Source organism: Brasilonema octagenarum UFV-OR1 (assembly GCF_963888615.1).
Lineage (GTDB): Bacteria > Cyanobacteriota > Cyanobacteriia > Cyanobacteriales > Nostocaceae > Brasilonema > Brasilonema sennae.
In genome coordinates, this window is record NZ_CAWPKW010000275.1 from 1 (window position 1) to 22,167 (window position 22,167).

20 protein-coding genes and 1 pseudogene are annotated in these 22,167 nt (G+C 41.5%); 10 read left to right on the top strand and 11 right to left on the bottom strand.

Annotation, left to right across the window (positions count from 1 at the left end):
- Positions 1-464: 464 nt before the first annotated feature.
- The 4 genes and pseudogenes from AC5590_RS23220 to AC5590_RS23235 all read left to right on the top strand — a co-directional run bounded on the left by AC5590_RS23220 (position 465) and on the right by AC5590_RS23235 (position 5,076).
- Positions 465-1,937: an efflux RND transporter periplasmic adaptor subunit gene (locus tag AC5590_RS23220; RefSeq protein WP_169265763.1), complete on the top strand. Its 1,473-nt coding sequence runs from the start codon at positions 465-467 to the stop codon at positions 1,935-1,937.
- Positions 1,934-3,151 (top strand): ABC transporter permease, encoded by a 1,218-nt coding sequence (locus tag AC5590_RS23225; protein ID WP_169265764.1) that lies wholly within the window; start codon positions 1,934-1,936, stop codon positions 3,149-3,151. The genes AC5590_RS23220 and AC5590_RS23225 overlap by 4 nt, the downstream gene beginning before the upstream one ends.
- Before the next feature lie 265 nt (positions 3,152-3,416).
- Positions 3,417-4,181, top strand: coding sequence for an ABC transporter ATP-binding protein (locus AC5590_RS23230; protein WP_169265765.1), 765 nt, complete (start codon positions 3,417-3,419; stop codon positions 4,179-4,181).
- A 529-nt stretch (positions 4,182-4,710) separates the two neighbouring features.
- Positions 4,711-5,076: pseudogene (locus AC5590_RS23235) on the top strand (hypothetical protein).
- 176 nt (positions 5,077-5,252) lie between these two features.
- Here AC5590_RS23235 and AC5590_RS23240 read toward each other — a convergent pair.
- Both AC5590_RS23240 and queG read right to left on the bottom strand, forming a co-directional pair.
- Positions 5,253-5,894 (bottom strand): HAD-IA family hydrolase, encoded by a 642-nt coding sequence (locus tag AC5590_RS23240; RefSeq protein ID WP_169265766.1) that lies wholly within the window; start codon positions 5,892-5,894, stop codon positions 5,253-5,255.
- Positions 5,891-6,850 carry a tRNA epoxyqueuosine(34) reductase QueG gene (gene queG / locus AC5590_RS23245; protein ID WP_169265767.1) on the bottom strand — a complete coding sequence of 320 codons (960 nt, stop codon included), beginning with the start codon at positions 6,848-6,850 and terminating at the stop codon, positions 5,891-5,893. Before queG ends, AC5590_RS23240 begins: the two co-directional genes overlap by 4 nt.
- A 203-nt stretch (positions 6,851-7,053) precedes the next feature.
- Between queG and AC5590_RS23250 the strand changes: the two genes are divergently transcribed.
- Positions 7,054-7,476, top strand: coding sequence for a nuclear transport factor 2 family protein (locus tag AC5590_RS23250; protein WP_169265768.1), 423 nt, complete (start codon positions 7,054-7,056; stop codon positions 7,474-7,476).
- A 421-nt stretch (positions 7,477-7,897) separates the two neighbouring features.
- Here AC5590_RS23250 and AC5590_RS23255 read toward each other — a convergent pair whose 3' ends face one another.
- The 3 genes from AC5590_RS23255 to AC5590_RS23265 form a co-directional block, all read right to left on the bottom strand.
- Positions 7,898-8,329 carry an ATP-binding protein gene (locus tag AC5590_RS23255; protein ID WP_169265769.1) on the bottom strand — a complete coding sequence of 144 codons (432 nt, stop codon included), beginning with the start codon at positions 8,327-8,329 and terminating at the stop codon, positions 7,898-7,900.
- A gap of 3 nt (positions 8,330-8,332) precedes the next feature.
- Complete coding sequence (locus AC5590_RS23260; protein WP_169265770.1) at positions 8,333-10,006, bottom strand: SpoIIE family protein phosphatase; 1,674 nt, start codon at positions 10,004-10,006, stop codon at positions 8,333-8,335.
- Between the two features lie 195 nt (positions 10,007-10,201).
- A complete protein-coding gene (locus AC5590_RS23265; protein ID WP_169265771.1) occupies positions 10,202-10,939 on the bottom strand; it encodes a response regulator transcription factor in 738 nt (245 codons plus the stop codon).
- Between the two features lie 750 nt (positions 10,940-11,689).
- Between AC5590_RS23265 and AC5590_RS23270 the strand changes: the two genes are divergently transcribed.
- The 3 genes from AC5590_RS23270 (at position 11,690) to AC5590_RS23280 (ending at position 14,048) form a co-directional block, all read left to right on the top strand.
- Positions 11,690-12,460 (top strand): WecB/TagA/CpsF family glycosyltransferase, encoded by a 771-nt coding sequence (locus AC5590_RS23270; protein ID WP_169265772.1) that lies wholly within the window; start codon positions 11,690-11,692, stop codon positions 12,458-12,460.
- A 342-nt stretch (positions 12,461-12,802) separates the two neighbouring features.
- Positions 12,803-13,552 (top strand): cell division ATP-binding protein FtsE, encoded by a 750-nt coding sequence (ftsE, locus tag AC5590_RS23275; protein ID WP_169265773.1) that lies wholly within the window; start codon positions 12,803-12,805, stop codon positions 13,550-13,552.
- 109 nt (positions 13,553-13,661) lie between these two features.
- Positions 13,662-14,048 (top strand): hypothetical protein, encoded by a 387-nt coding sequence (locus tag AC5590_RS23280; RefSeq protein WP_169265774.1) that lies wholly within the window; start codon positions 13,662-13,664, stop codon positions 14,046-14,048.
- A gap of 74 nt (positions 14,049-14,122) precedes the next feature.
- Here AC5590_RS23280 and AC5590_RS23285 read toward each other — a convergent pair whose 3' ends face one another.
- Both AC5590_RS23285 and AC5590_RS23290 read right to left on the bottom strand, forming a co-directional pair.
- Positions 14,123-14,725, bottom strand: a complete 603-nt coding sequence (locus AC5590_RS23285) for a hypothetical protein (RefSeq protein ID WP_171975174.1) — start codon at positions 14,723-14,725, stop codon at positions 14,123-14,125.
- A gap of 714 nt (positions 14,726-15,439) precedes the next feature.
- Entirely contained in the window at positions 15,440-15,976 is a 537-nt protein-coding gene (locus AC5590_RS23290; RefSeq protein WP_169265775.1) for a DUF4330 domain-containing protein, read from the bottom strand.
- Positions 15,977-16,245: 269 nt separating this feature from the next.
- Here AC5590_RS23290 and AC5590_RS23295 point away from each other — a divergent pair, with 269 nt between their 5' ends.
- Positions 16,246-17,112, top strand: a complete 867-nt coding sequence (locus AC5590_RS23295; RefSeq protein WP_169265776.1) for a M48 family metallopeptidase — start codon at positions 16,246-16,248, stop codon at positions 17,110-17,112.
- Between the two features lie 36 nt (positions 17,113-17,148).
- On the opposite strand, the gene AC5590_RS23300 is transcribed toward AC5590_RS23295, so the two are convergent.
- The 3 genes from AC5590_RS23300 to AC5590_RS23310 form a co-directional block, all read right to left on the bottom strand.
- Positions 17,149-17,910: a metallophosphoesterase family protein gene (locus tag AC5590_RS23300; RefSeq protein WP_169265777.1), complete on the bottom strand. Its 762-nt coding sequence runs from the start codon at positions 17,908-17,910 to the stop codon at positions 17,149-17,151.
- A 239-nt stretch (positions 17,911-18,149) separates the two neighbouring features.
- Positions 18,150-18,941: a Tab2/Atab2 family RNA-binding protein gene (locus tag AC5590_RS23305; protein WP_169265778.1), complete on the bottom strand. Its 792-nt coding sequence runs from the start codon at positions 18,939-18,941 to the stop codon at positions 18,150-18,152.
- Between the two features lie 198 nt (positions 18,942-19,139).
- A complete protein-coding gene (locus AC5590_RS23310; protein ID WP_169265779.1) occupies positions 19,140-19,967 on the bottom strand; it encodes a TIGR01548 family HAD-type hydrolase in 828 nt (275 codons plus the stop codon).
- A gap of 268 nt (positions 19,968-20,235) precedes the next feature.
- Between AC5590_RS23310 and AC5590_RS23315 the strand changes: the two genes are divergently transcribed.
- Entirely contained in the window at positions 20,236-20,535 is a 300-nt protein-coding gene (locus tag AC5590_RS23315) for a 30S ribosomal protein PSRP-3 (RefSeq protein ID WP_048871660.1), read from the top strand.
- A gap of 134 nt (positions 20,536-20,669) precedes the next feature.
- Here AC5590_RS23315 and AC5590_RS23320 read toward each other — a convergent pair whose 3' ends face one another.
- A complete protein-coding gene (locus AC5590_RS23320) occupies positions 20,670-22,049 on the bottom strand; it encodes an aminopeptidase P family protein (RefSeq protein ID WP_169265780.1) in 1,380 nt (459 codons plus the stop codon).
- Positions 22,050-22,167: the final 118 nt, after the last annotated feature.

Genomic DNA, 22,167 nt, shown 5'->3' on the forward strand with positions numbered 1-22,167 from the left:
TGGCGGTGTGCTTAAAGGGGCGATTGCGCGGAGCGCAGACGCCTGCATGCGTATCACTTAAACAATGTCATGCTATACCAGTACCCGAGTTAAATTTTCAACGACAAGCTAATGATTTAGACAACTAAACTCAGAATATTAAAGATCAGGTGCGACTGCGTTTTCCCCCTTTTTGTCTGGCTGTAGAACTATCATTCTTCCAAAAAATGGCAATTAACGCAAAATTTTTTATAGTGTTGATAATAACTGTAAAAGTCACCCATTCAGGTGAAGTCATAACGAAGTCTTGACCAATAAGATGAAGATATATTAAGCTACTGTATATTTTAGATGTTTACATAGTCATTGATTTATTAATAACTTTATTTTCAAAAGCCTTCTAAAAATTGTAAAAACTCCAAATTATTCGTTTTGCTCTTACACTGAAAGACGCTGATATCAAGCTATTATCATGACAATCTATTATGACTACATACTTAGAAACTCCTGTAATTGATAAAAAAGTTAAGCACCCAGCACGCTGGTTGATTGGTTTAGTAGCAGCTGGAGTATTGGTGATTGGTGCAACCACAACATACACATTTGTCAATCGGGGGACAAGCAAACAAGACATAACTGCACTGACTGTCCCAGTAGAAGCCAAAGATGTGACTGTGCGAATTTCTGCTAGTGGTATAGTGCAGCCTGTTCAAAGCGTGAATATCAGCCCGAAAAACTCTGGAACTCTGGTACAGTTGTATGTTGAACAAGGCGACAAGGTTACCCAAGGGCAAATTATTGCCAAGATGGACAGTGCAGATATTCAAGCACGAATCGCTGAGGCTCGTGCAAACTTAGCACAGAACCAAGCACAGTTGGATCAAGTCGTTGCTGGGAATCGTCCTCAAGAAATTGATCAAGCAAAAGCACGTTTAGCACAAGCAGAGGCACAACTCGCTCAAGCGCGTGCAGGAAATCGTCCTCAAGAAATTGCCCAGGCACAAGCTCAAGTAGATGCCGCTCAAGCAAAGGCTAAATATACAACCGAACAACTCAAGCGTTACCAATCTCTCTACCAGCAGGGAGCTGAGAAAAAACAATTGCTTGACCAAGCCATAAGTGAAGATAATGCTGCTAAGGCGAGTTTGCTAGAAGCTGAAAAACGCCTATCTCTACAACAAATTGGCACTCGTTCTGAAGAAATTTCTCAAAAAGAAGCAACAGTTGCTGAATCACGAGCAGCTTTGCAATTATCACAAGCAGGTTCCCGTCCTGAGGAAATTGCCCAACGTAAAGCAGCTGTTGGAGCTGCTCAAGCTAAGTTAAAAACAGAGCAAGTAAATTTAGACAATACGATTATCCGCGCTCCCTTTTCCGGAATTGTCACCCAGAAGTACGCCAATGTTGGTGCGTACGTCACACCAACAACTTCCGCTTCCTCAAGTGCATCGGCAACTTCTAGTTCTGTTGTTGCTGTCGCACGCGGCTTAGAAGTTCTGGCGAGTGTCCCAGAAGCTGATATAGGTAGAATTAAGCAGGGGCAGCAGGTAGAAATTGTCGCCGATGCCTATCCTGATCAAGTATTTAAAGGTCATGTGCGCTTGATTGCTCCTGAAGCAGTCAAAGAAGAAGGTGTCACATTGTTCCAGATACGAGTTGCAATTGATACAGGTTTAGACAAACTGCGTTCTGGTCTGAACGTGAACATGACCTTTTTAGGTGAAAAAGTACAAGATGCCTTACTCGTGCCAACTGTAGCAATTGTGACAGAAAAGGGTAACACAGGTGTCTTAGTGCCAGATGCAAAGAATAAACCCCAGTTTCGTCCTGTGACAATTGGAGCACAGGTCAAAGACCAAACTCAGATTTTAGAAGGAGTTAAAGGGGGCGATCGCATCTTTCTCAACCCACCTGCAGATTACATGATTCAGAAAAAGCAGGAACAGGAAAAGAAATGAACATCCTTGAAAGTATGAAGATGGCAGGTAAAACCCTGGTGTCGAATAAGTTACGTAGCGCCCTGACGATGCTGGGTATTGTGATTGGGAATGCCTCAGTGATTGCCATGATTGGGGTTGGTGAAGGAGGGCAAAAGTTTGTCAACAAGGAATTGCAGTCCCTAGGACCAAACATCTTGTTTGTCATTCCTGGTAATCGTGAAACTCAGCGTATTAGCAGGAAAGTGTCGAAAAATCTAGTGTTGGAAGATGCGGAGGCGATCGCCTCTCAAGTGCCAACAGTAGCAGGAGTCGCGCCGGAGTTAAATGGCAGATATGTAGCCAATTACCGTAACAGAAATACCAATGTCAACATCATTGGCACAACTTCCAGCTTTCCCAAAGTACGGGACTTTGATACTGCCAAAGGTCGGTTTTTTACCGACATTGATATAAAGCGCAATAATCAAGTTGTTGTACTAGGTGCCAATTTAGCAGAAAGATTATTTGGTACTAGTAACCCCATAGGTCAGCAGTTGCGAATCAAAAATGCTAGCTTTCAAGTTATTGGTGTCCTAGAAGCTAAAGGCTCAAGCTTGGGAGCTGATTATGACGAAGCAGCATTGGTGCCAATCACAACCTCAGCAAATCGACTTGTCGGACGGAATTCTCCCTATGGCATTGCGTTAGATTATATTGTTGCTTCTGCTCGTGATAGCAACAGTGTTGATGCGGCAGAATTTCAAGTCACCAATTTGCTACGCCTGCGGCACAAAATTATCAGCGAAGATGACTTTACCATCCGTACTCAAAAGGATGCTTTGCAAACTGTTGGTCAAATCACAGGTGCTTTGACAATTATGCTGGCTGCTGTAGCAGGTATCTCCCTATTTGTCGGCGGTATCGGCATCATGAATATTATGCTCGTCTCCGTTACTGAACGCACTCAAGAAATTGGTTTACGTAAAGCTATTGGTGCAACTCAGCAAGATGTTCTGTCACAGTTCATCATAGAAGCGATCATTCTCTCAGCAGCAGGTGGGTTAATTGGCACTGCGATTGGTGTGAGCGGCATTATGGTAGTATCAGCCTTGACTCCACTAAAAGCAGGAATTTCTCCTGTAGCAATTGCCCTTGCAGTTGGTGTTTCTGGTGGTATTGGTTTATTCTTTGGTGTTGTACCTGCACGTCGTGCGGCTCAACTCGATCCAATTGTAGCGTTAAGAAGTGCTTGAAGAAGAACTCAGTTGTCAGAACGCAGAACTCAGAATCAATTGGAAAGGGAAGGCAGCTAACCAATTGTAGACACCCCCGTTAACTGTCGTTATTTAAACCCCAAGACGAGTTACCCAGTCGTACAGAAGTTCATTCTGACTTCTGACTCAGGAGTTGCTGAGTTCTTTTTGTTAAAAGAATTTAAAACTGAGCAGGTGACTAGAGCAGCATTGCCCTATTAGGTAAACTGATAGTGGGTTAGGTTAAATTCGGTTAAAAATTTATATGCCAAATACTTTATCACTGACTGACTCCCGCGTTCCCAATCCGGGAAATCAACCAGTGATTATTCGTTTAGAAAATGTTTTTAAAGTTTACGGTAGTGGCGAAGCTGAAGTGCGAGCACTCAACGGTGTTAATCTGACTATAGAGGAGGGTGAATACTGTTCAATCATGGGACCATCTGGTTCTGGTAAATCCACGGCAATGAATATCATTGGTTGCTTGGATCGCCCCAGTTCGGGACATTATTACCTGGATAAGCTTGATGTCGCCCAAATGAAAGATACAGATTTAGCAGAAATTCGCAATAAAAAACTGGGATTTGTATTCCAACAATTTCACCTTTTACCTCAGCTGAGCGCTTTAGAAAATGTAATGCTGCCGATGATCTACGCTGGTGTGAACGGTAAGGAACGACGTGATAGAGCCGCAGAAGCTCTCAAGCGAGTAGGCTTAGAAAAGCGTCTGAATAATAAACCAACTCAACTATCTGGTGGACAGCAGCAACGGGTGGCTATAGCTCGTGCCATTGTAAACCGTCCAGTCTTACTCCTCGCCGATGAACCGACAGGCGCACTCGACTCGCGCACAACCCAAGAAGTATTGGATATCTTTGGTGAACTCAATGCCAGTGGTATCACTGTTGTGATGGTAACCCATGAACCCGAAGTTGCTCGTCAAACACAGCGTGTTGTTTGGTTTCGTGACGGTGATGTTGTACACTCTCACCTGAGTCCATCTGATCTGGGTCATTTGGCGGTGTCTTAGCTTGTGAATACTACTCCATTGATGCAATAACATTGAGCTTATGTGCAATCGCGATACGCGGAGCGTCAAGCCTATGACTAACGTCACGCTAGTCCCTAAGAGGGACGCTCTTGCAACGCTATCGGCTTATCGCCTTTTTTTGATATAGCCATAGCCAGTCAAGTTAGGACGTAGAGTATAAAGGATATTTATTACTTCACTTGGATCATTGACGCTTCGGCAATCCAAGTCGTTCTCAAGCAAGCAGCGTCCTAATGAAGATGACTATGGCTATAGCTCTATGTGTTGTACTTCATTTACTTGCAATGTGCTGTAATTTCTCTTTAAGGTTATTTTACATACCAAACTTAGGCCTATCAGAGTTTGATCATTAATATCGACCACCAAGAGAAAGAGTTTTAAAAAATGCAAAAATAGACTTTTATCTACCTTTTAATAGAGGTAAAAATCTATCCACAGATGCCAAGAATGGAAGAGTTACTCTTGATACAATACCAGATTGATAAAGAAAAACTTGCAGGAGTTAGTCATGCCTGACGAAGTGAAGCCCAATCCATCAGAAGCTCCTACCCAGGATGCACAATTAGCCGCTGAAAACATCGCTAGTGGTGAAGAAAAAGCACCAGGCGTGGATATAGAAGAAGATTATCAAGCTGCACAGCAATTGAGCGTCAGTGGAGTTGATCGCACAGGTGAAGGTGCCAAAGCGGCTGAAGAGGCGACCGCACCTAAGCAGGAAGTGGGTGAATCGGAATAGACAAAAACACAAGCCAAGGAAACTAGTAATCCTGGTGATTACATAGATATGGCAAAAGATGTTGGTGGTTCTAAAACTGAAGCTGTAGCCAACGTTAGTGATGATTTGGTAGAAAAAGTCAAGGAAAAGAGTCAATAAAAGTAATATTGGCTGGATTTGATAACAACATCAACTAAGATAAGTATTCAATCTGTATTCAGCGTTATTTTACTCTTTTCTCATTGATCATATGGGAAAATATTCGGGAGGATTGCTACCTCCCGAATTTGTAATATAAATAATAGTTTCTATTAAGCAGTCAGTTTACAATTCAACTAAAAATTAATGCAATTTATCACCTCTAACAGTTGACTTGGGTGATGAATTATAAAATCTGGATTTTGTTTTGCTAATACTTCTTCTGAGTTGAACCCCCAAGTCACTGCAATCACCTTAATATTTGCTTTCTTTGATGCTTCAATGTCTCTGGTTTCATCTCCTACATAGATAACTTCTTGAGGTTTAATCTGTTTTTGCTTTAATACATTATTAATTATTGTTGTTTTGCCGAAAATTGTCACTCCTGAAGAGATAAACTCAAATAAGTTATCTAAATCATTAACCTTAATAAAAGCTGTCACATTTTCTAGAGAATTAGAGGTGATAATTCCTAGCCTATAACCTTCATTGTTAAGAGCAACTAAAGCTTCTTTAATTCCTGAAATTGGTTCTAATTCTTTAATTTTAGTTTTTAACTCAGTTTTTACTTTTTTGACCAAAAAAGGTATTTTTAAAATTGAAATTCCTGAGTATTTAATGATTTCCCTAGAGCTTAAGTTTCTCAAAAGGCTAAGCTCGTCTTGGGTAATTGGTATATATCCAAACTCTCCAGCTAAACGATTGGCAATACTTACCAAAGCATCTACTGTATCAGCAATTGTGCCATCAAAATCAAAAATAATTACTTTCTGGGTCATTCTTTCGCCTGTGAGAATGCGTCTAAATTAGCACGGGCATTCCGTCGCAACATATCTGGCTTAATCCGTCGCAACGCTGATGCCGAAAATTGTCTATCCCACTCTTGATCTGAGATTTGGGCTAATTCTACCAGCTTGGGCGCAAGATTCCCAGGATACGGTTCAAACTCTGCAACATCTGTTTGTTTAGCAAAACGCTGATTCCAAGGGCAAACTTCTTGGCAAATATCACAACCAGCAACCCAGCCTTGTAAGTGGGATGTTATTGTTTGGGGCAATGTTTCATTGCGATTTTCAATCGTATGGTAAGCAATGCAGCGATTCGCATCGACGACAAACGGTTGAGTAATAGCACCCGTTGGACAAGCGTCAATACAACGAGTACAAGTACCACAGTGTTCTGTATGTGGGCGATCGCTCTCCAACTCCAAATTCGTCAGCACTTCCCCTAAAAAGACCCAAGAGCCATACTCCTGGGTTATCACGTTTCCGTTCTTTGCAATCCAACCAAGTCCAGCTTTTTGTGCCCAGACTTTATCTTGTACTGGACCTGTGTCTGCATAGTATCGTGCTTGAATTCCTTCATCAAGTCCTTGCAGCCAGGTTGTCATTGCCTTAAGTTTTTTGTGCATGACTTTATGATAGTCTCGTCCCCAAGCATATCGAGAAATTTTTGCGTATTCCCTTGTTCCAGGACGTTGATGATCTGTGTAGTAGTTGAGGGCGACACTAATGATCGTTCGCACCTCTGGCATAACCTTACGAATATCTTGGCGCTTAGGATTTGTCATCCATTCCATATCAGCGTGATAACCCAACCCTATCCAAGTTTGCAATTTTTGGGTCTCGTGTGTTGTATTCTCTCCATCTATCGCAGCAATTCCAACCTTTTGGAATCCCAACTCTAGGGCTTTTTTTTTCACCTCACTGCTATTTGTTCGGGGGGATTTATTCATTTACTTTTTTTTATTTGCCCTATAGCATAGTTTTCCTATTCTACACTATTGAGTCAAAGTTGTGACTTACATGGGCGTTGGTCTACTAACACGCTAGATGATTTGTGCTCGCCTAGAAAATATACCTCAAAAGTAGCTTTCGAGTCTGGTTGCTTTTGTATTTCAATGAATGAATTGTTAGCTATCGTCATACAGGTAAATTTATGACAGATAATGAATCTACACCCACAAAAGTAGAGGAAAAATTCCAGATTTCGGGAATTACAGAACCAACTCTGCTGGATTACTTTCAAACTTTGAATGCAGGAAAATTTGAGGAAACAGCTGCTTTGTTTGCAGAAGATGGTGTTATGCATCCTCCATTTGAATCTGGGATTGTGGGACGAGATGCTATTACTCGATATTTACAACAAGAGGCTCAAAACGTGAAAGCTTACCCCCGTGAAGGTGTCGTCGAGACTTTAGAGGAGGAGCAAATTCAATTTCAGGTGACAGGCAAAGCACAAACTTCTTGGTGTGGTGTTAATGTCTTGTGGATATTTATCCTCAATCAACAAAAAGAAATCCTTTATACGAGAATAAAACTTTTAGCCTCTCCCAAAGAATTACTCAATTTGAGGCGATGAGTAAGCACGTGACATCCTCCCTCACCATAATCTTTGATGATGGTGAGGGCTTCCAAGATTTACACCTTGGATTTCCTGGTTACTTTCTTTCAAGCTTTCGCCACTTGCCTAGACTGACCTTCATTAGCCCCCGGTAGCTCGACTGCACAGGCTGTTTAGGTTCCCGTCGGGCAGACGGTACTAATGAGAGTCCATGTATCCCAACGCCATACACTTCGTGTATGGCGTGGGTCTTATAGCTCCCCCAGACCCCTACACAAGATAAAGGTAGCAAAAATTATAATTATTGTTAAATATTTCTGAATTTAGGATTTTAAATGGCTTGGTCTATGCTAATGCAAGGAGAGCGTTATTGTTAAGCCCTGACTTTGGTGGTAATCGGCACACTCATCTTTTGTGGCAGAGCTAGAGCAGTTATTTTTTATGCCGTAGTAGTAATTTTCGGCAAGGTGACTTCTAGCTTCAAACAGTTACCACCTTCAACCTGTAGCTGGTACTCCACGTTGTCCATCAGACGATGCATGATTAGCCAACCGTAGCCACCTTCTTGTTGATCAGTAGGATTTGGGGGCGAATAATCAGATAAATCGAAGCCTTTGCCATGATCCCAAACTTCCAATGCAATTTCCTGGTCTTTCAATTCTAAACGAATGAGAACTGGTAATAGTGGTTGATCTTTATGGGCATGACGTACCACATTAGAGTAGGCTTCCACCAAAACTAAGCGCAAGCGACTTGATTGCTTTGACCAATCAACTGAACCTTTAAACTGAACTTCCAAGCAACCGACCAACCAGTTTTCTACGATGGTTAAAAACTTTAAGTCACTTGGTACATGAAGCTCGCTTTTCATCACTTACAAAACCTCCAGCGAAAGTATAGTTTGGTCATCTTCTTGGACTCGGTTGTCTGCTTGAATACGCGCTAGTAAGTGGTTAAGATGAAGTGGTTGAGCTTCTATCTTAAGCAGTTGCCACAGACCCTCTTGATTCAGCATAGAACGGTTGACTCGCTGGGCGCTATCGACGAATTGTGCACCAAAATCTTTAGTATTTAATACTTCTGCTTCAGTAACACCATCACTAGCTAGCAGCAGGATATCTCCGGGAGCAAGAATCAACTGACTAGACATGACCTGCCATACAGGCAAGATACCCAGAGGAACGCTACGTACCTTGAGATATTTGGGTTTTGTTTCTACAGTCTCTCGGTATGACCAAACCAAGGGATATATATGTCCTGCGTTAGCATAAACTAGTTCCCTGGTATTGGGAGTATAGCGAGCTAAGACGACGGTGATAAAACAATTGTTGCTAATCAAATCATCGCTGAGAGTATGGTTGAGATTTTGCATAACCACATTTGGTAGAGGCGGTGATTCCTGAGACAACTCTCGGCGCAACACTGAGATAGCACTAGCCATGAACAAAGCCGCTGGGACACCCTTACCAGAAACGTCTCCCACAGCCAACCACAAGTCTCCTTTAGGATGGACAAACACTTCAAAAAAATCGCCTCCCACTTCACGAGCAGGGTAGCAACAGGCTTGTACCCTCACACCCTTGATGTCCGGCATCGTTTGACGGAGTAGGTTGTTTTGAATTTGGCGAGCTACTTCCAACTCAGCGCGGATTTGCTCTTGCTTGTGATGAAGACGTTGGTAAAGTTTTGCTTGAGAGAGCGCAAGAGCTGCTTGTTCAGCAACACCTGTTATGAGATCGATATCTTCTTGTTGCCAAGAACGAGCGTGGTGATGCTGCTTGAGAGCAAGAACAGCAAGCACATTTTGCTGCCATGTTAGAGGCACAACCAATTTCTGACAAGCTTTCTCATCATGTATGCTTAGGACTTTTTGTGATTGACGGGTTTCAAGAACTTCGCGAATCAAAAGATTTAGGCCTAAATCACAACTCGAATCTGGGAATTTTGGATCTTGGTAGCAGAACTGATCTGGTGTTAGGCGATCGCCCTCCACAGGTCTGAGCACGCAATAACTGGCTTCAAAAGTCTGTCCCACTGTTGCGACAATTCTTTGTAGCATACTGTTGTAGTCCAGAGACTCTCGAATAGCTGTTGTGACTGCATTAAATAAAGATTCTCTGCGCAAGGCGCGACTCAACTCTTGTGTGCGTTTTTTCACGACTCGATATATATCAGCTGCTTGCTCAACAACTGCTTTGAGTCGCTCGGGCTTCCAAGGTTTAGTGATGTACTTGAAGACCTGACCAGAGTTTATCGCCTCTACTAAATCTTCGACATCAGTAAAACCAGTGAGTAAAATCCGAATTGTATCAGGAAAGTGCTCTACAGTTCTACCCAGAAATTCCGTGCCATTTATTTCTGGCATTCTTTGATCAGAGATAATCACAGCCATCTCACCTTCTTTGTCCAAGATATCTAAGGCAGTGAGGGCATTACTTGCTTGATATACCTGAAAATCTCGCCGAAAAGTACGGTAGAGTAAATGTAGGTTGTCAGGCTCATCATCCACCACCATGAGCTTAAGCTTTCCTGTCTCTATCTCAGTCATACTTAATTTGACTTTCCAAAGACTTTGATACTAACCCAATTATTTGCTATTGCCATGTCATCATTAAAATACACTCGACAAAAGCAAAAGTAAATAAAATTTCTCCTATTTAAACTCATGATTTCTCGAATTTTTCCAAATTTTCTCTAAATTCTAGTAACTCTTCTAAGAGTTTTCCAAAGCTGAATGTAAACTCTATCCCACTAGTCCAGAACGTAATGCGCGAACCGCGGCTTGTGTACGGTCATCGGCGCATAACTTGTTCAAAATATTTCGGACGTGTGTTTTGACAGTTCCAACTGTGATGTAAAGTCTTTCCGCGATTAGCGCATTGCTACAACCTTCTACAATCAATTGCAAAACTTCTAATTCCCTTTCTGTTAAAGTGTAAGGATCGATTGTGTCCAGGGGCTGATTTTCTTTTTCTAGGCTACTATCAACAGACATTTGTAAACTAGTTTTATTGTCTAATTTTGTAACTTCAGGCGAGAATGGATTTTTTTGAGCTTGTTGCAATACAATTCGGGCGATCGCTGGATCAATCCAAGCGTTACCGTTATACGTGACTCGCACAGCTTCAAGTAAATTGTCAAACTTAATATCCTTCATACAGTAAGAGTCGGCTCCTGCTGCAAAAGCAGCTAGCACCGCTTCCTTATTATCCTGTAGCGTCAAAATCAATACTTTTGTTGCTAATTCTTCTCCATCAACTGTAGATTTTATCTCGCGTGTTAGTTCAATTCCATCTTTGTCTGGTAAACCAATATCTATAATGGCAATATCTGGTTGTAGCGTACTTAACATTTTTAAACCCTCGACACCATTTGTCGCTTCGCCTACAACTTCAATTTCTTCCTTTTGCTGAAGAGCTGTCCGAATACCTACACGGGTCAGATCATGATCTTCAATCAAAGCAACACGAATTTTAACCATAGTCTATTACCGCCCTTATACTCAAAAGCTGTAAAATTGAGTTTACAAAAAAGTCTGCTGAAGATGCAGTGTAAAGATGCCTGTGGAAAAAGATAACAGAGCTTTTTGAGTTAGACTAACATATAAAGGCATCCCCTTTTTGTCACAGAATTTGATAAGATACTTGCCCGCTTAAGTCTCCACAGCTTGTGTGTTAGATTAAAATACACCCGAGTTTATAATTATCCTTCTTTAACATTAGCTTTAACAATAAAAACACAAACACAAAATGTTTCTCCTGCTTAGGAGTAGTACCTGATATAGATAGATTCTATTGTGCATCCTGAGTTCTATAGGGAGTAGCCTAACATCTAAATAGATACCACAAGTTATGCTGCTTCATTTTTATTGAAACTTAACTGGAGTTCCTTGCCAGCAGACTAGGTTGCGCGTGAAGTCTGCCGGAGAGCATCAATCTTTGTAAAAGCGCGAGTTTCACCTCTTATGAAGTTTTTTTGCTACGGCAAGATTTATAACTCTGACTCGTAAGTTTTTTCCGGCGCAAGTCCTAGATACATATCATGATTTATTTGTACAGTGCGTAAGTTACAATGCTGAGTTTTGATCTACTTTTTGGAATCTCCGTAATTTACCGGAGAGTGCCCTCACAACATCTATTTTGTAAAATTCCCTCACTTAAACTTCTGGAAACAATTTGATAAGCTATTGTTCTATCTATGTAGTTGGTGCGAGGCTCATAAAGAATAGGCTATGTCTAAACTGCCTAGAAAGTTTTCAGTCTTGGGGTTACCAGTTCATGTGACAACTGACTATCCAAGCTGGTTGCTAGAAGGTTTGCAGCAGGGTACAGGAGTTCATGTCGTCACTCTGAATGCAGAAATGACCATGCAAGCAGAGCGGAATTCCTCCCTAGCAAAGATCATACAGACTGCTGAGTTAGTGGTTCCAGATGGAGCGGGAGTTGTTCTCTACCTGCAATGGCTATTGCAGCAAAAAGTCCAGAGAACTCCCGGAATTGAATTAGCAGAAAAACTTTTGCAAAAACTTGGACAGACACAGACTAAGGCAAAGGTCTTTTTCTACGGAGGAGCGCCTGGTGTAGCCGCAAAAGCATCAGAGTTTTGGCTCTCTCAAATTCCAGATTTGGTCGTAGTTGGTACTCACTCTGGCTTTCATTCACAACAAGAAGAAGAACAATTGCGACAAACTCTTGTGCAACTACAGCCACAAGTGATTTTTGTTGGTTTAGGAGTTCCACGTCAAGAGTTATGGATTGCTAATAATCGCCATTTGTGTCCTCAAGCAATATGGATTGGTGTTGGAGGGAGTTTTGATATTTGGTCAGGGATAAAAACTCGTGCTCCTAGTTGGCTAGCAGATAACAATTTAGAATGGCTATATCGGCTATATAAAGAACCTTGGCGCTGGCGAAGAATGTTGGCGTTGCCTGAATTTGCCTTTAAAGCCTTAATTTACCGGTTTTTTCAAGTGTCAGGAGTTGGTGTAACGTCAAATTTGTAAACTATTGTTAGTTGTCCACCTTCCCAATCCTAAATCATTTGTCAAAAATAAGATCTCCGACTTCGTAAAAGTTGTCGGAGATCTGTATCTCTCAATTGATGCGCTACGCGCAGGCACTTTCACACAAATCAAATTGCTATACCTACCAACGATTAAGTACTCAGAAAAATTTTCTACTAGACCTCTCCAAAAATCGATTTTTAGTGCAAGCGTCGTAAAGGTTTCATAGCCATTTTTGGAGAGGTCTACTGCCAAAAAACTTGTTTTGAATTCAAGGTTGCTAGATTTCACCTGGGAATACTGATTGTATTCAATCTCAAATCTAGAACTATTATTCCTCCAATGCTACTATTAACCAAGCGAAAAGCTCCTGAAAAATCCGTCCTGACTCAAAACAGCGAAACAAAACAGCAAAATGGTAATGTTGAATTCATGGTGCAATTGCGCTCTGTGTCGAAAACTTATGCCAATGGTTGTCATGCTCTTGCCAATATAGACTTGGAAGTCAAAAAGGGTGAATTTTTGTTTGTCACAGGAGCAAGTGGCTCTGGTAAATCGACGCTTTTAAAGCTGTTGTATGGGGATGAGTTACCAACACAGGGAGATGTGATTGTTAATGAGTACAATATGGTACCTTTGAGGGGTCATCGCTTATCATTTTTTCGCCGACGCATTGGTGTTGTGTTTCAAGACTATAAACTTATTTCTCGGCGGACAGTGGCGGAAAATGTTAGTCTCGCGCTAAAAGCTCAAGGATACACGCGCAAGGAAATTCAAAGGCGTTTAGAACCTAGTTTGAAACTGGTGGGTTTACATTCCAAAGCAGAATGCTTTCCAAAACAGCTTTCGGGTGGAGAGCAACAACGAGTAGGTATTGCACGAGCAATCGCGGGAACACCACCTATTCTTTTAGCAGATGAACCAACTGGAAACCTTGATCCAGAGAATTCCTGGCAAATCATGCAAATTTTCCAAAAGTTAAATTCTTTTGGAGCAACAGTGATAGTGACAACCCATGATGAACAGTTAGTCCGCAGGTGTAATCATCGAGTGATGCAAATGCAAAATGGGCGGCTTTATCCAAGAACTTAAAGAAGGTGGAAGTTTTCTATTGACATCCTCTCTCAAGCGAACCGAAGTTTGGTGAGGGATTCCAACTGTCTAGTGGAAAAAAGCTCTACAAGAGCCGCAACTGTTCGTTATGTGCCAACGTTCGTCGAATCAACAGGCTCAGGCTGGCTTTGTTCTAAAAAGACACTTGACTCAATATTTAGGCGCATTACCGCCAAATACTATGATTGCACATTTGCTGTTGTTGTTCCCAGGAATTTGGCAAAACCTCAGTTATCTTCTTCTGTATGTGCGCTATACGGAAAACTGGTTACGCAGTCGTAGCCAAGACAAAGCCAGCCTTGTTTTAGTTGTCTGTTATGTGTCCTGCTTAGTCGGGAACACCATGAAAGCTGATTTTATCTTTAAACAAATTCGAGAGAAAATTTTTGGATATCGCTCCCCCATTTACCAACGATCTACCTGTAGCCAAGACCCCAGTACTCTAGCGGCTCTTAATAAGGAAACAAGGATGTAAGGAGATAGATCAAGCATAAAAATTGATCAGATGTCCTACATCCTTACATTTATATTCCGTTATAGATTGACTTGTTAATAACAGAAACTAAAATCATCAATGGTGAATTGACCATCAAAAGCAGAGAAGGTAATACGGTGAATTTCCTTTGCTGATACTGATAATAAAGTGTTGGGAGATCCACCGGAGTCAGAATTAGCAAGATTTGCTCCTGGTAGTACTGTTTGTGTCAGCAGTTGCTGATCGCGAGCGTATGCTGAAAGCACAAGCCGCTGTGAACTGGTGACAAAAGCACTGACAAAATGGACAGGACGTAGAAAAGTTACTTCTATATATCCATTTTTAGGTGCTGCCATTAACACTACCAGGCCAGAATGGGTAGGAAATGCTGGGTTTGAAGGCTGTATTGCGATACAATTCTTAAAAAGAACTCCCCATTGCTCATACTGTCGCTCCACTGCTTCAAAACATCTCAATTCTTCCAAAGTTAAGTAGACGCACGTGGGTACTGATACGACTTTAGTGTCAATAACTTTTTCCACTTGGCTTTGCGAAACTGGAAATTGATTTTGATTTTTAGAATCAAATTCATTACGAGAGAATTTATGGTCTTTTATGGTTGATTTTGTCTGGGATTGAAGACTAGCCTGCTTTGCCACGACACCCCGCTTTGTCATTATCTAGAGAACAGTTAGATGATTAACGACATAAAAATTCATTGGTTTTGATCAGCTGCATAGGATTCTAGGTACAAAAACTAGTTGCCCAGCTAGCAGCATGAAGCACACCCAGGTTTACTTACTTAATATATTCAATGAGTGTTTACACTTTTCTGGACGCTTACTCATATCAGTGATGTTTCTGATAGAGCACTACAACAAATTAATGTTATTTTTGATATAAAGTTATATTTACTACCAGTAATAATTCTGTTTTAAGAGTCTATTTTTCCAGATATCTAAATGCACAAAACAACTTACATTGTAAAAATATTTACATTTTTTATAAAAAATATGTAGATTTTACAGATACTTCATGAGACGTAGGAATGAGGAGTGTGTGAATGTTATCTGTAAGCGTTGGTGAACTACTGAAATAAATTTGGAAATTGGAAGATAATGAAGATAAAAAAGTAGGGGGTTGGGTTTGAAATAGATAACTCCGACTGAGTTACCCATTCATACCCAAGAAATATTTCTCTTTAAGTTGGTGGTAAGTCGCGCTTATCATTAACTTACAAATCTAACTAAACCAGAGCGACTGACCACAAAAGCTCATGGCAGGCATATTCGGTTCATATTTTATGAAGCGGCAGTCGCTCATAGAGGAACCTCCAAAGGCACGCAGGCTCCTCATAACTGGACTGTCTTCTCCTGACTAACAAATGTAAGTTAATTTTCTTTTAATCTGACATCAATAACAGTGGCATTAAAGTTGTAGTTGAAGCCATCTAACTCAATTGGCATTCCAATTTTTACTTTACTATTACCTAGAACTGGTCCTTCGTCAGTGATTTGTGCTTTGCCTGCTAAAGTCAAACGTAAATCTTTACTAAAGCTGTTTGATCTGTCTGGTTCTGGCAATTGTTTAATCGAACCATCAGGTTGAGGAACTAATATAGTTCTGGGTAACTCTTCTACAGATTTAATATCTATTTGACCGTGAGGCTGATTGCGGATAATAACTTTAGTTTTGCCGCCTTTTTCAAATCCTCGCGCGTATAACTGTTTAGTATCGAGTACATTTAATCCCCGAACGATTAAGTCTACCTCGATGGGTACTGTTTTCCCACCAACTTGAGCAACGGAACCGGAACCACCAGGGAAGATAAAGATGCCAACTATCACTAGCAGAATAACAAGTACAGCACCTAAATCCAGGATGTTAATTTTACCGAATAAACGACCTTTGGAATCTATAATAGCCATAAGAAATCTTTCCAAATAAGAGCAAAGTTGCTGATTGTAACAGTATGGTTTATTTAAGCACAGAGGATTCTGAGTTACTGCGTTAGCAGTGAATGTGCTTGGGCGTTACGATCATGCGACAGTGTATCACAACTTCCTAGTTTTAGATGGACTTTTTGCTATTTTAAGTTGCTGTCCCACAGAAGATATATCTTTATGCAACTTACACAGTTAGAAATCCGTCCTATAGTTTTATATTCCTTCAAACCTCTTTTCAAGCCGGATTTGTGATGAATAGGAAACGCTTTTCTATCAATCCCCGTTTTTCTCAAAAACCCTGGTTTTACCCATTCGTTTCGGTAATTGTCGCCACACTCATCTGCTTAGTGACACCTGTGACAACAAGAGCGATTGATGCTGGGCAGTTGTTGCCTTTCATTCTTCAGGGAGTTCAGGTTATTCAATTGTCTAATATGTCTCCTCGCCAGGAAGTTGATATTGGTAAGCAGATTAATGAGCAACTGTTAAGTAGTCAAGTTAAACTTAACCGCAACTCTGCACTTAATCGTTATGTACAACAAATTGGTCAGCGTTTGGTAGCTAATAGCGATCGCCCCGATCTCCCTTATACTTTCCAAGTCGTTGAGGATGACACTATTAACGCTTTTGCCACTCTAGGTGGTTTTGTGTATGTTAACACAGGTTTGCTGAAAACAGCAGACAATGAAGCCGAACTAGCAAGTGTTATGGCGCACGAAATTGGTCATATTGGCGGAAAACACCTTGTTAAACAGATGCGACAAAAAGCACTTGCAAGTGGTTTGGCATCAGCAACTGGATTGGATCGTAACCAAGCTGTGGGGATTGGTGTAGATTTAGCCCTCAATCGTCCTCGTAGTCGTGGAGATGAATATGATGCTGATACTAGAGGATTAAGAACTCTAACTAGTTCTGGTTATGCTCCATCAGGCATGGTTTCCTTTATGGAAAAACTACTAAAAAAAGGTTCTAGCGTTCCGACATTTTTGAGTACTCACCCTGCAACAGGCGATCGCATCAAAGCTTTGCAGAGTGCTATTAACAATCAACCTAGAAGTGGGAGTGCCGGTTTAGATAGTTCTAATTATCAGGCAAACATTAAAGCTTTGCTGAGATAAGTTGTTTTGACTGCTCCTCATGTCCTTTATTTGCTACTAGACTCGTTGCTTATTGCAGCGTCTCACCTCGACTTTAGCTGGATTGACAACAGTCACTGCTTCTTTTAGAGGCAAGGTGCGGAAACGATGATTATAAACATTTGCCTGATAAACAAGTTGATTTGTAATGTCTAGTCCTGTCAGCCACCCACTTCGGGGATGATAAGCGCCAGTATCAATATCTAACCATCCTTGTCCTTGTGCTAATTTACCAGGATTCACGTCAGGTAACGTAAATGTCATAGTATGACCAACAATAATTAGCTTATCAGGAAGATAGGGTTTTTCCATACTGTGAAATTTATCGCGCACCCAGCAAAGCTGTTCTACAGTTTGTTCTGCCATCGGAATTGAGGGATCAACACCCGCATGAGCCAAGAAAATATCTCCTAAATCCAGATGTGTAGGTAAAGTTTTCAACCATTCCAGATGCTCATCAGGTATTGTGGCTTCTTGATAACTGGCTACCGTTGCTTGCCCTCCACTGCATAGCCATCCTTGTACGAGCGAGGTGGAAACGTGTTTGTTGGTAAAAATGTTTAATAACATTTGCTCATGATTCCCCAACAAACACTGGTAGCAACTATTCTTGACAAAACTCACAACTTGTGAACTTTGAGGACCGCGATCAATTAAGTCTCCAAGAAAGTAGACTTGATCATCTGATGTGGGAGCGATCGCTTCTAACAATGTCATTAAACCTTCATAATGACCATGTATATCCCCAATAATAATTCGGCGGTAGCTAGTTGCGCTCATGAGCTTTATGGTTGGATAACTTTACCTAATACTGGTGCTACACTTTAACTGCTGCTAATTTCGTAAATTTGGCTAAAAAAAGCTCAGAAACATAAATGTTAATATCATTGGGACTCATTCAAGTAGGCGTATATAACTACTTTAACTCGCTGTGAGTAAATACCGTTGTATTATGGCAAACAATAAACTCACAGATGTGAAAAGGATCTGGCGCTTGGTACAGTGCCATAGGTAATAACTCACTCCTCACGTAACAACCAAAAGCCACTGTAAGTCATCCCAGAATCATCAGGTTGTACTAACAAAAAATGTAATCCTCGGCTTTGCTGCTTCCGTTGTTCATAAACTTTGCCAGCAGTTGTCACTTCTTTATCTTCAAATGTGCCAACAATCCACCTGTCAACTAAGCCAGCTTCTAATACCAAACCATCAGGTGCGCCAGCAACGTAATTCAACGCCACAGGATGGACTTGTTGCAACCAGCGTGCCAAACGCATTGATTGCCTTCCACCATAAATGACAACACCGGGAACGGGTGTTGTTGATGCTAAACCGAGATTAATAGGTAGGAGATATTCTGGCATTTCTAGAATCGGAATGGGGCGATCGCCAAATATTTCTGCCACATCACCAGCTGTGAGTGAAGCAAAACGCCATTCTTCTCCCCAAAGATTTTCTGGTAATGGCATTGGGGGTGGTTTGTCCAAAGATATAGGATATTGCTTTTCTTGCAACCACTGTTTTAATGCCAAGGTGCGGCGCGTTGGTTCAACACAAATGCCTAAACTGCGTCCAGCTTGTTCTATTAAACTTAAAGACTGAGGACGAAACACTTGAATGACATCTGGGAGTTGTTCAAGCGCTGCTTTGTGAAGTTGAGAACCAACCCAACTTGAAGAAGCTTGTGACTGTAGACAAGTTGCTTGATACTCAAAACTACGAGTCGGATCGCAAATCAGCAACTCCCACATCACTTGTCCAGATGCTTCAGTCTGGGGACGACGATAAAAATCAGCTTGCCAAATTTTCATGAAAGGTACGCATCTTAACAATTCAAAATCACCGAAGATTGGATCGGAGGAAACCTCCGCTCCAACTTCTCTCAAAATTCATGGTTGCTGAGCGTAGTCGAAGCAAAATTCAAAATGAAAGACGGTTTCAGTTTGGGATTTAAACCCCAACTGAAACTGAGGTGCAATGACTTGCACCCTACCTCAACAAAATAACACCTACACTTGTTCAAAACCTGTTTCGTTGACTAGTTCCGAAATCCTAAGCAGACTCAGGTGTTGTACATTGGTGAAAACCATAGATGCTCCTGCGTCTATCAATTTTTCAGCATACGCATCCCGATGTGCTAGTATTTGCTGTACATGAGGTGGTAAAACACCAACGCCAATCCAAGTCCGAGAAGGTTCTTGCAAACGCGCTTGCTTCACCGTGTACATATCAGCTACTGTATCTCCTACATACACTACTGGCGTTAAATGCTTATCATTTTTATTGTCGGAAGACTCTAAGGAACGCACAGTGGCAAAAAGTCCAGTCGGGTTTGGTTTACTTGGTGCATCTTCCATTGCGATTAAGACTGGAGACTTCAACCCAAGGCGTTGTTCCAAAATGTAAGTAGCAGAACCGCGAGTTGCACCACTGAAAAATCCCCAGGGAATCTCAGCTTTTGTTAGTTCCTCTAGATATTTAGAGTCTAGCAATAATGGTTCATTGCAGATATATCCTGTGAATTTGTCGGGATCACATCCTCGATAACGCGATTGAAAAAAGGTGACAATGGCATTGTAATCGAGTTGTAATTGCTCGCGCGTGTAACAGAGAGTTTCAAAATAGCGGTAAGTTAATTCTTGAGATGCTTCCCAATCGTTATTCCAAACACCTTCAGACTTGAGCTGATCTATATCGAGTTGTGTTGGGCGATACGCTCCTTCTGTAAAATGCTCTACAGTATCTGCGATCGCTCGTCGATAAGAACCACTGACATCACGTATAACACCATCAATATCGAAAACCACTATCGCCTTTGGTGAGAGTTGTTCAGTCATAAAATGCGGAGATTTTTGATGAGTTATTAGGAGGCGGTGCTACAACGCGGGTTAAGCGTTTTGTAGCACCTGCCGTTAATTAGTCATTAGTCAATAGTCATTAGTCATTAGTCAATAGCTATTAGTTACAACAAGCAATTTTCCTTTTCATATTTCATTCTCTTGACTTGCGACTTTCCACTCTTGTTTGGAAATTTGGTAGATATTGCGTTACAATAGGCGATCGCAAAGTTAGTGAGTGTTGCCCGGATACTCCCCGGAGGTGTGATTGTCGAAATTTATTTTGAAAATACTGTGGCTAGATGAAAACGTAGCCTTGGCGGTTGATCAAGTTGTAGGCAAAGGCACAAGTCCTTTGACTAAGTACTTTTTCTGGCCGAGGAATGATGCCTGGGAAGAATTAAAAAAGGAGCTAGAATCAAAACACTGGATTACTGAACTAGATCGGGTGGAGTTGCTCAATAAAGCTACAGAAGTTATTAACTACTGGCAAGAAGAAGGCAGAAACCGCCCGATGGCTGAAGCTCAGTTAAAGTTTCCTGAAGTTGCCTTTACAGGTAGCGCCTAGAGTTGCATAGTTCATTCCCCTGTTGTTGAACAAGCTCCGAGAGTTTGTTAGTTTTATCCCTGCTGCCAATAACCTGAGGTTGTGCAACAGGGCTAACACTTATGTGTTATCTGTTTTTCATCACACAAGAACAATTATCGACACACTAAATCTTCTATCTGACTAGCTTGTGTCGGTAATGCCGCAGTTAAAACGTCGCGACTTTCTTGTGTCACTAAAACATCATCTTCAATGCGGATTCCTCGCACATCGGCAAATTGAGATAAGTGCTCCCAATTTACAACATCCTGATACTGGGACCGTACATTCGCATGATTTAGAATCGCTGGAACTTGATAAAATCCTGGTTCAATTGTGACTAACATTCCTGGACGTAAGGGGCGATTTAAACGCAGGTAGCTTAAACCAAAATGATTGCTCCTTGTACGTCCCTCTTCATAACCTGCTAAATCTCCCAAATCTTCCATATCATGAACATCTAAACCCAACAAATGACCGATTCCGTGGGGAAAAAATAGCGCATGGGCGTTGATTTCGACTAAATCTTGCGGATTTCCTTGCAAAATGCCTAAATTGACCAAGCCCTCTGCAATGACAGTACAAGCGAGTAAATGTAATTCTTGATACTCAACGCCAGGGCTTACCTTAGCAATACAAGCATCATGAGCCGCTAACACAATATCGTAAATATCTCTTTGGGTAGATGAAAACTTACCACCTAGTGGCCAAGTACGTGTGACATCACCTGCCCAGCCTGTCTCTGTCTCAGCGCCAACATCAGCAAGTATCAAGTCGCCCGGTTGCAATGAGTGGTGATATTGCTCGTTGTGTAGAACTTCTCCGTGAACAGTGACGATACTGTTGTAGGAAGTCGTCATGTTATTGGCGATGATCACTTGTTCCATCGCGGCACGAACTTGTGCTTCAATTTGAGCATGAGTTGTAGCCTTCATGCCAGCTTTGTGTGCTTCTACAGTCACAGCGGCGGCTTTGCGTAATTCAGCTAATGCGCCATCGTCGTGAATCAGCCGTAACGAGATGATTGCTTTGGCTAACTCCAAGTCAATGTCTTGTGGTGACTTCAGCGGCAAAACCCATCTATTCAAAAGTTGGGACTGTTGTGTCCAAGTGGCGGCGTCCTGTACAGCAATTGTTGCGGCTTCTTCTGTCCACAATTCTAATTCTGCCATTGGCTTAGCAACGTCTGCTCCAATTATTTGAGCAATTTCCTCACGATCAGGCATTTGTCCATGCCAAAGAGCGCTTTCTGGTTGAGGATCATCCATAAACAGTTCTAGCTTACCCGCACTCAGGCGAATTGCTGCGTTTGGCAGTCCAAGTCCTGCAAAGTAGAGGAAATGACTGTTTGCACGAAATGGAAAGACGTTTGCTGGATAATTACGCGGACTGGTAGTTCCTGACCAAAGAATTGCCGGAAAATCAATCAGGCTGGCGAGTCGTTGGCGTCTGTCGCGTAGAGTTTCGATGAGGGAGCTAGAGGTTTTCAATATCATAATCTTGAAATTAAAGCAAATGTTTCAAATTTTTGTCAGTTTCCAGAGCAAATGAAGATTTTTCAACAGCGAAAATTTTGCTTAAGATTACGTTGAAATAAAGATATCAATGAGCGTA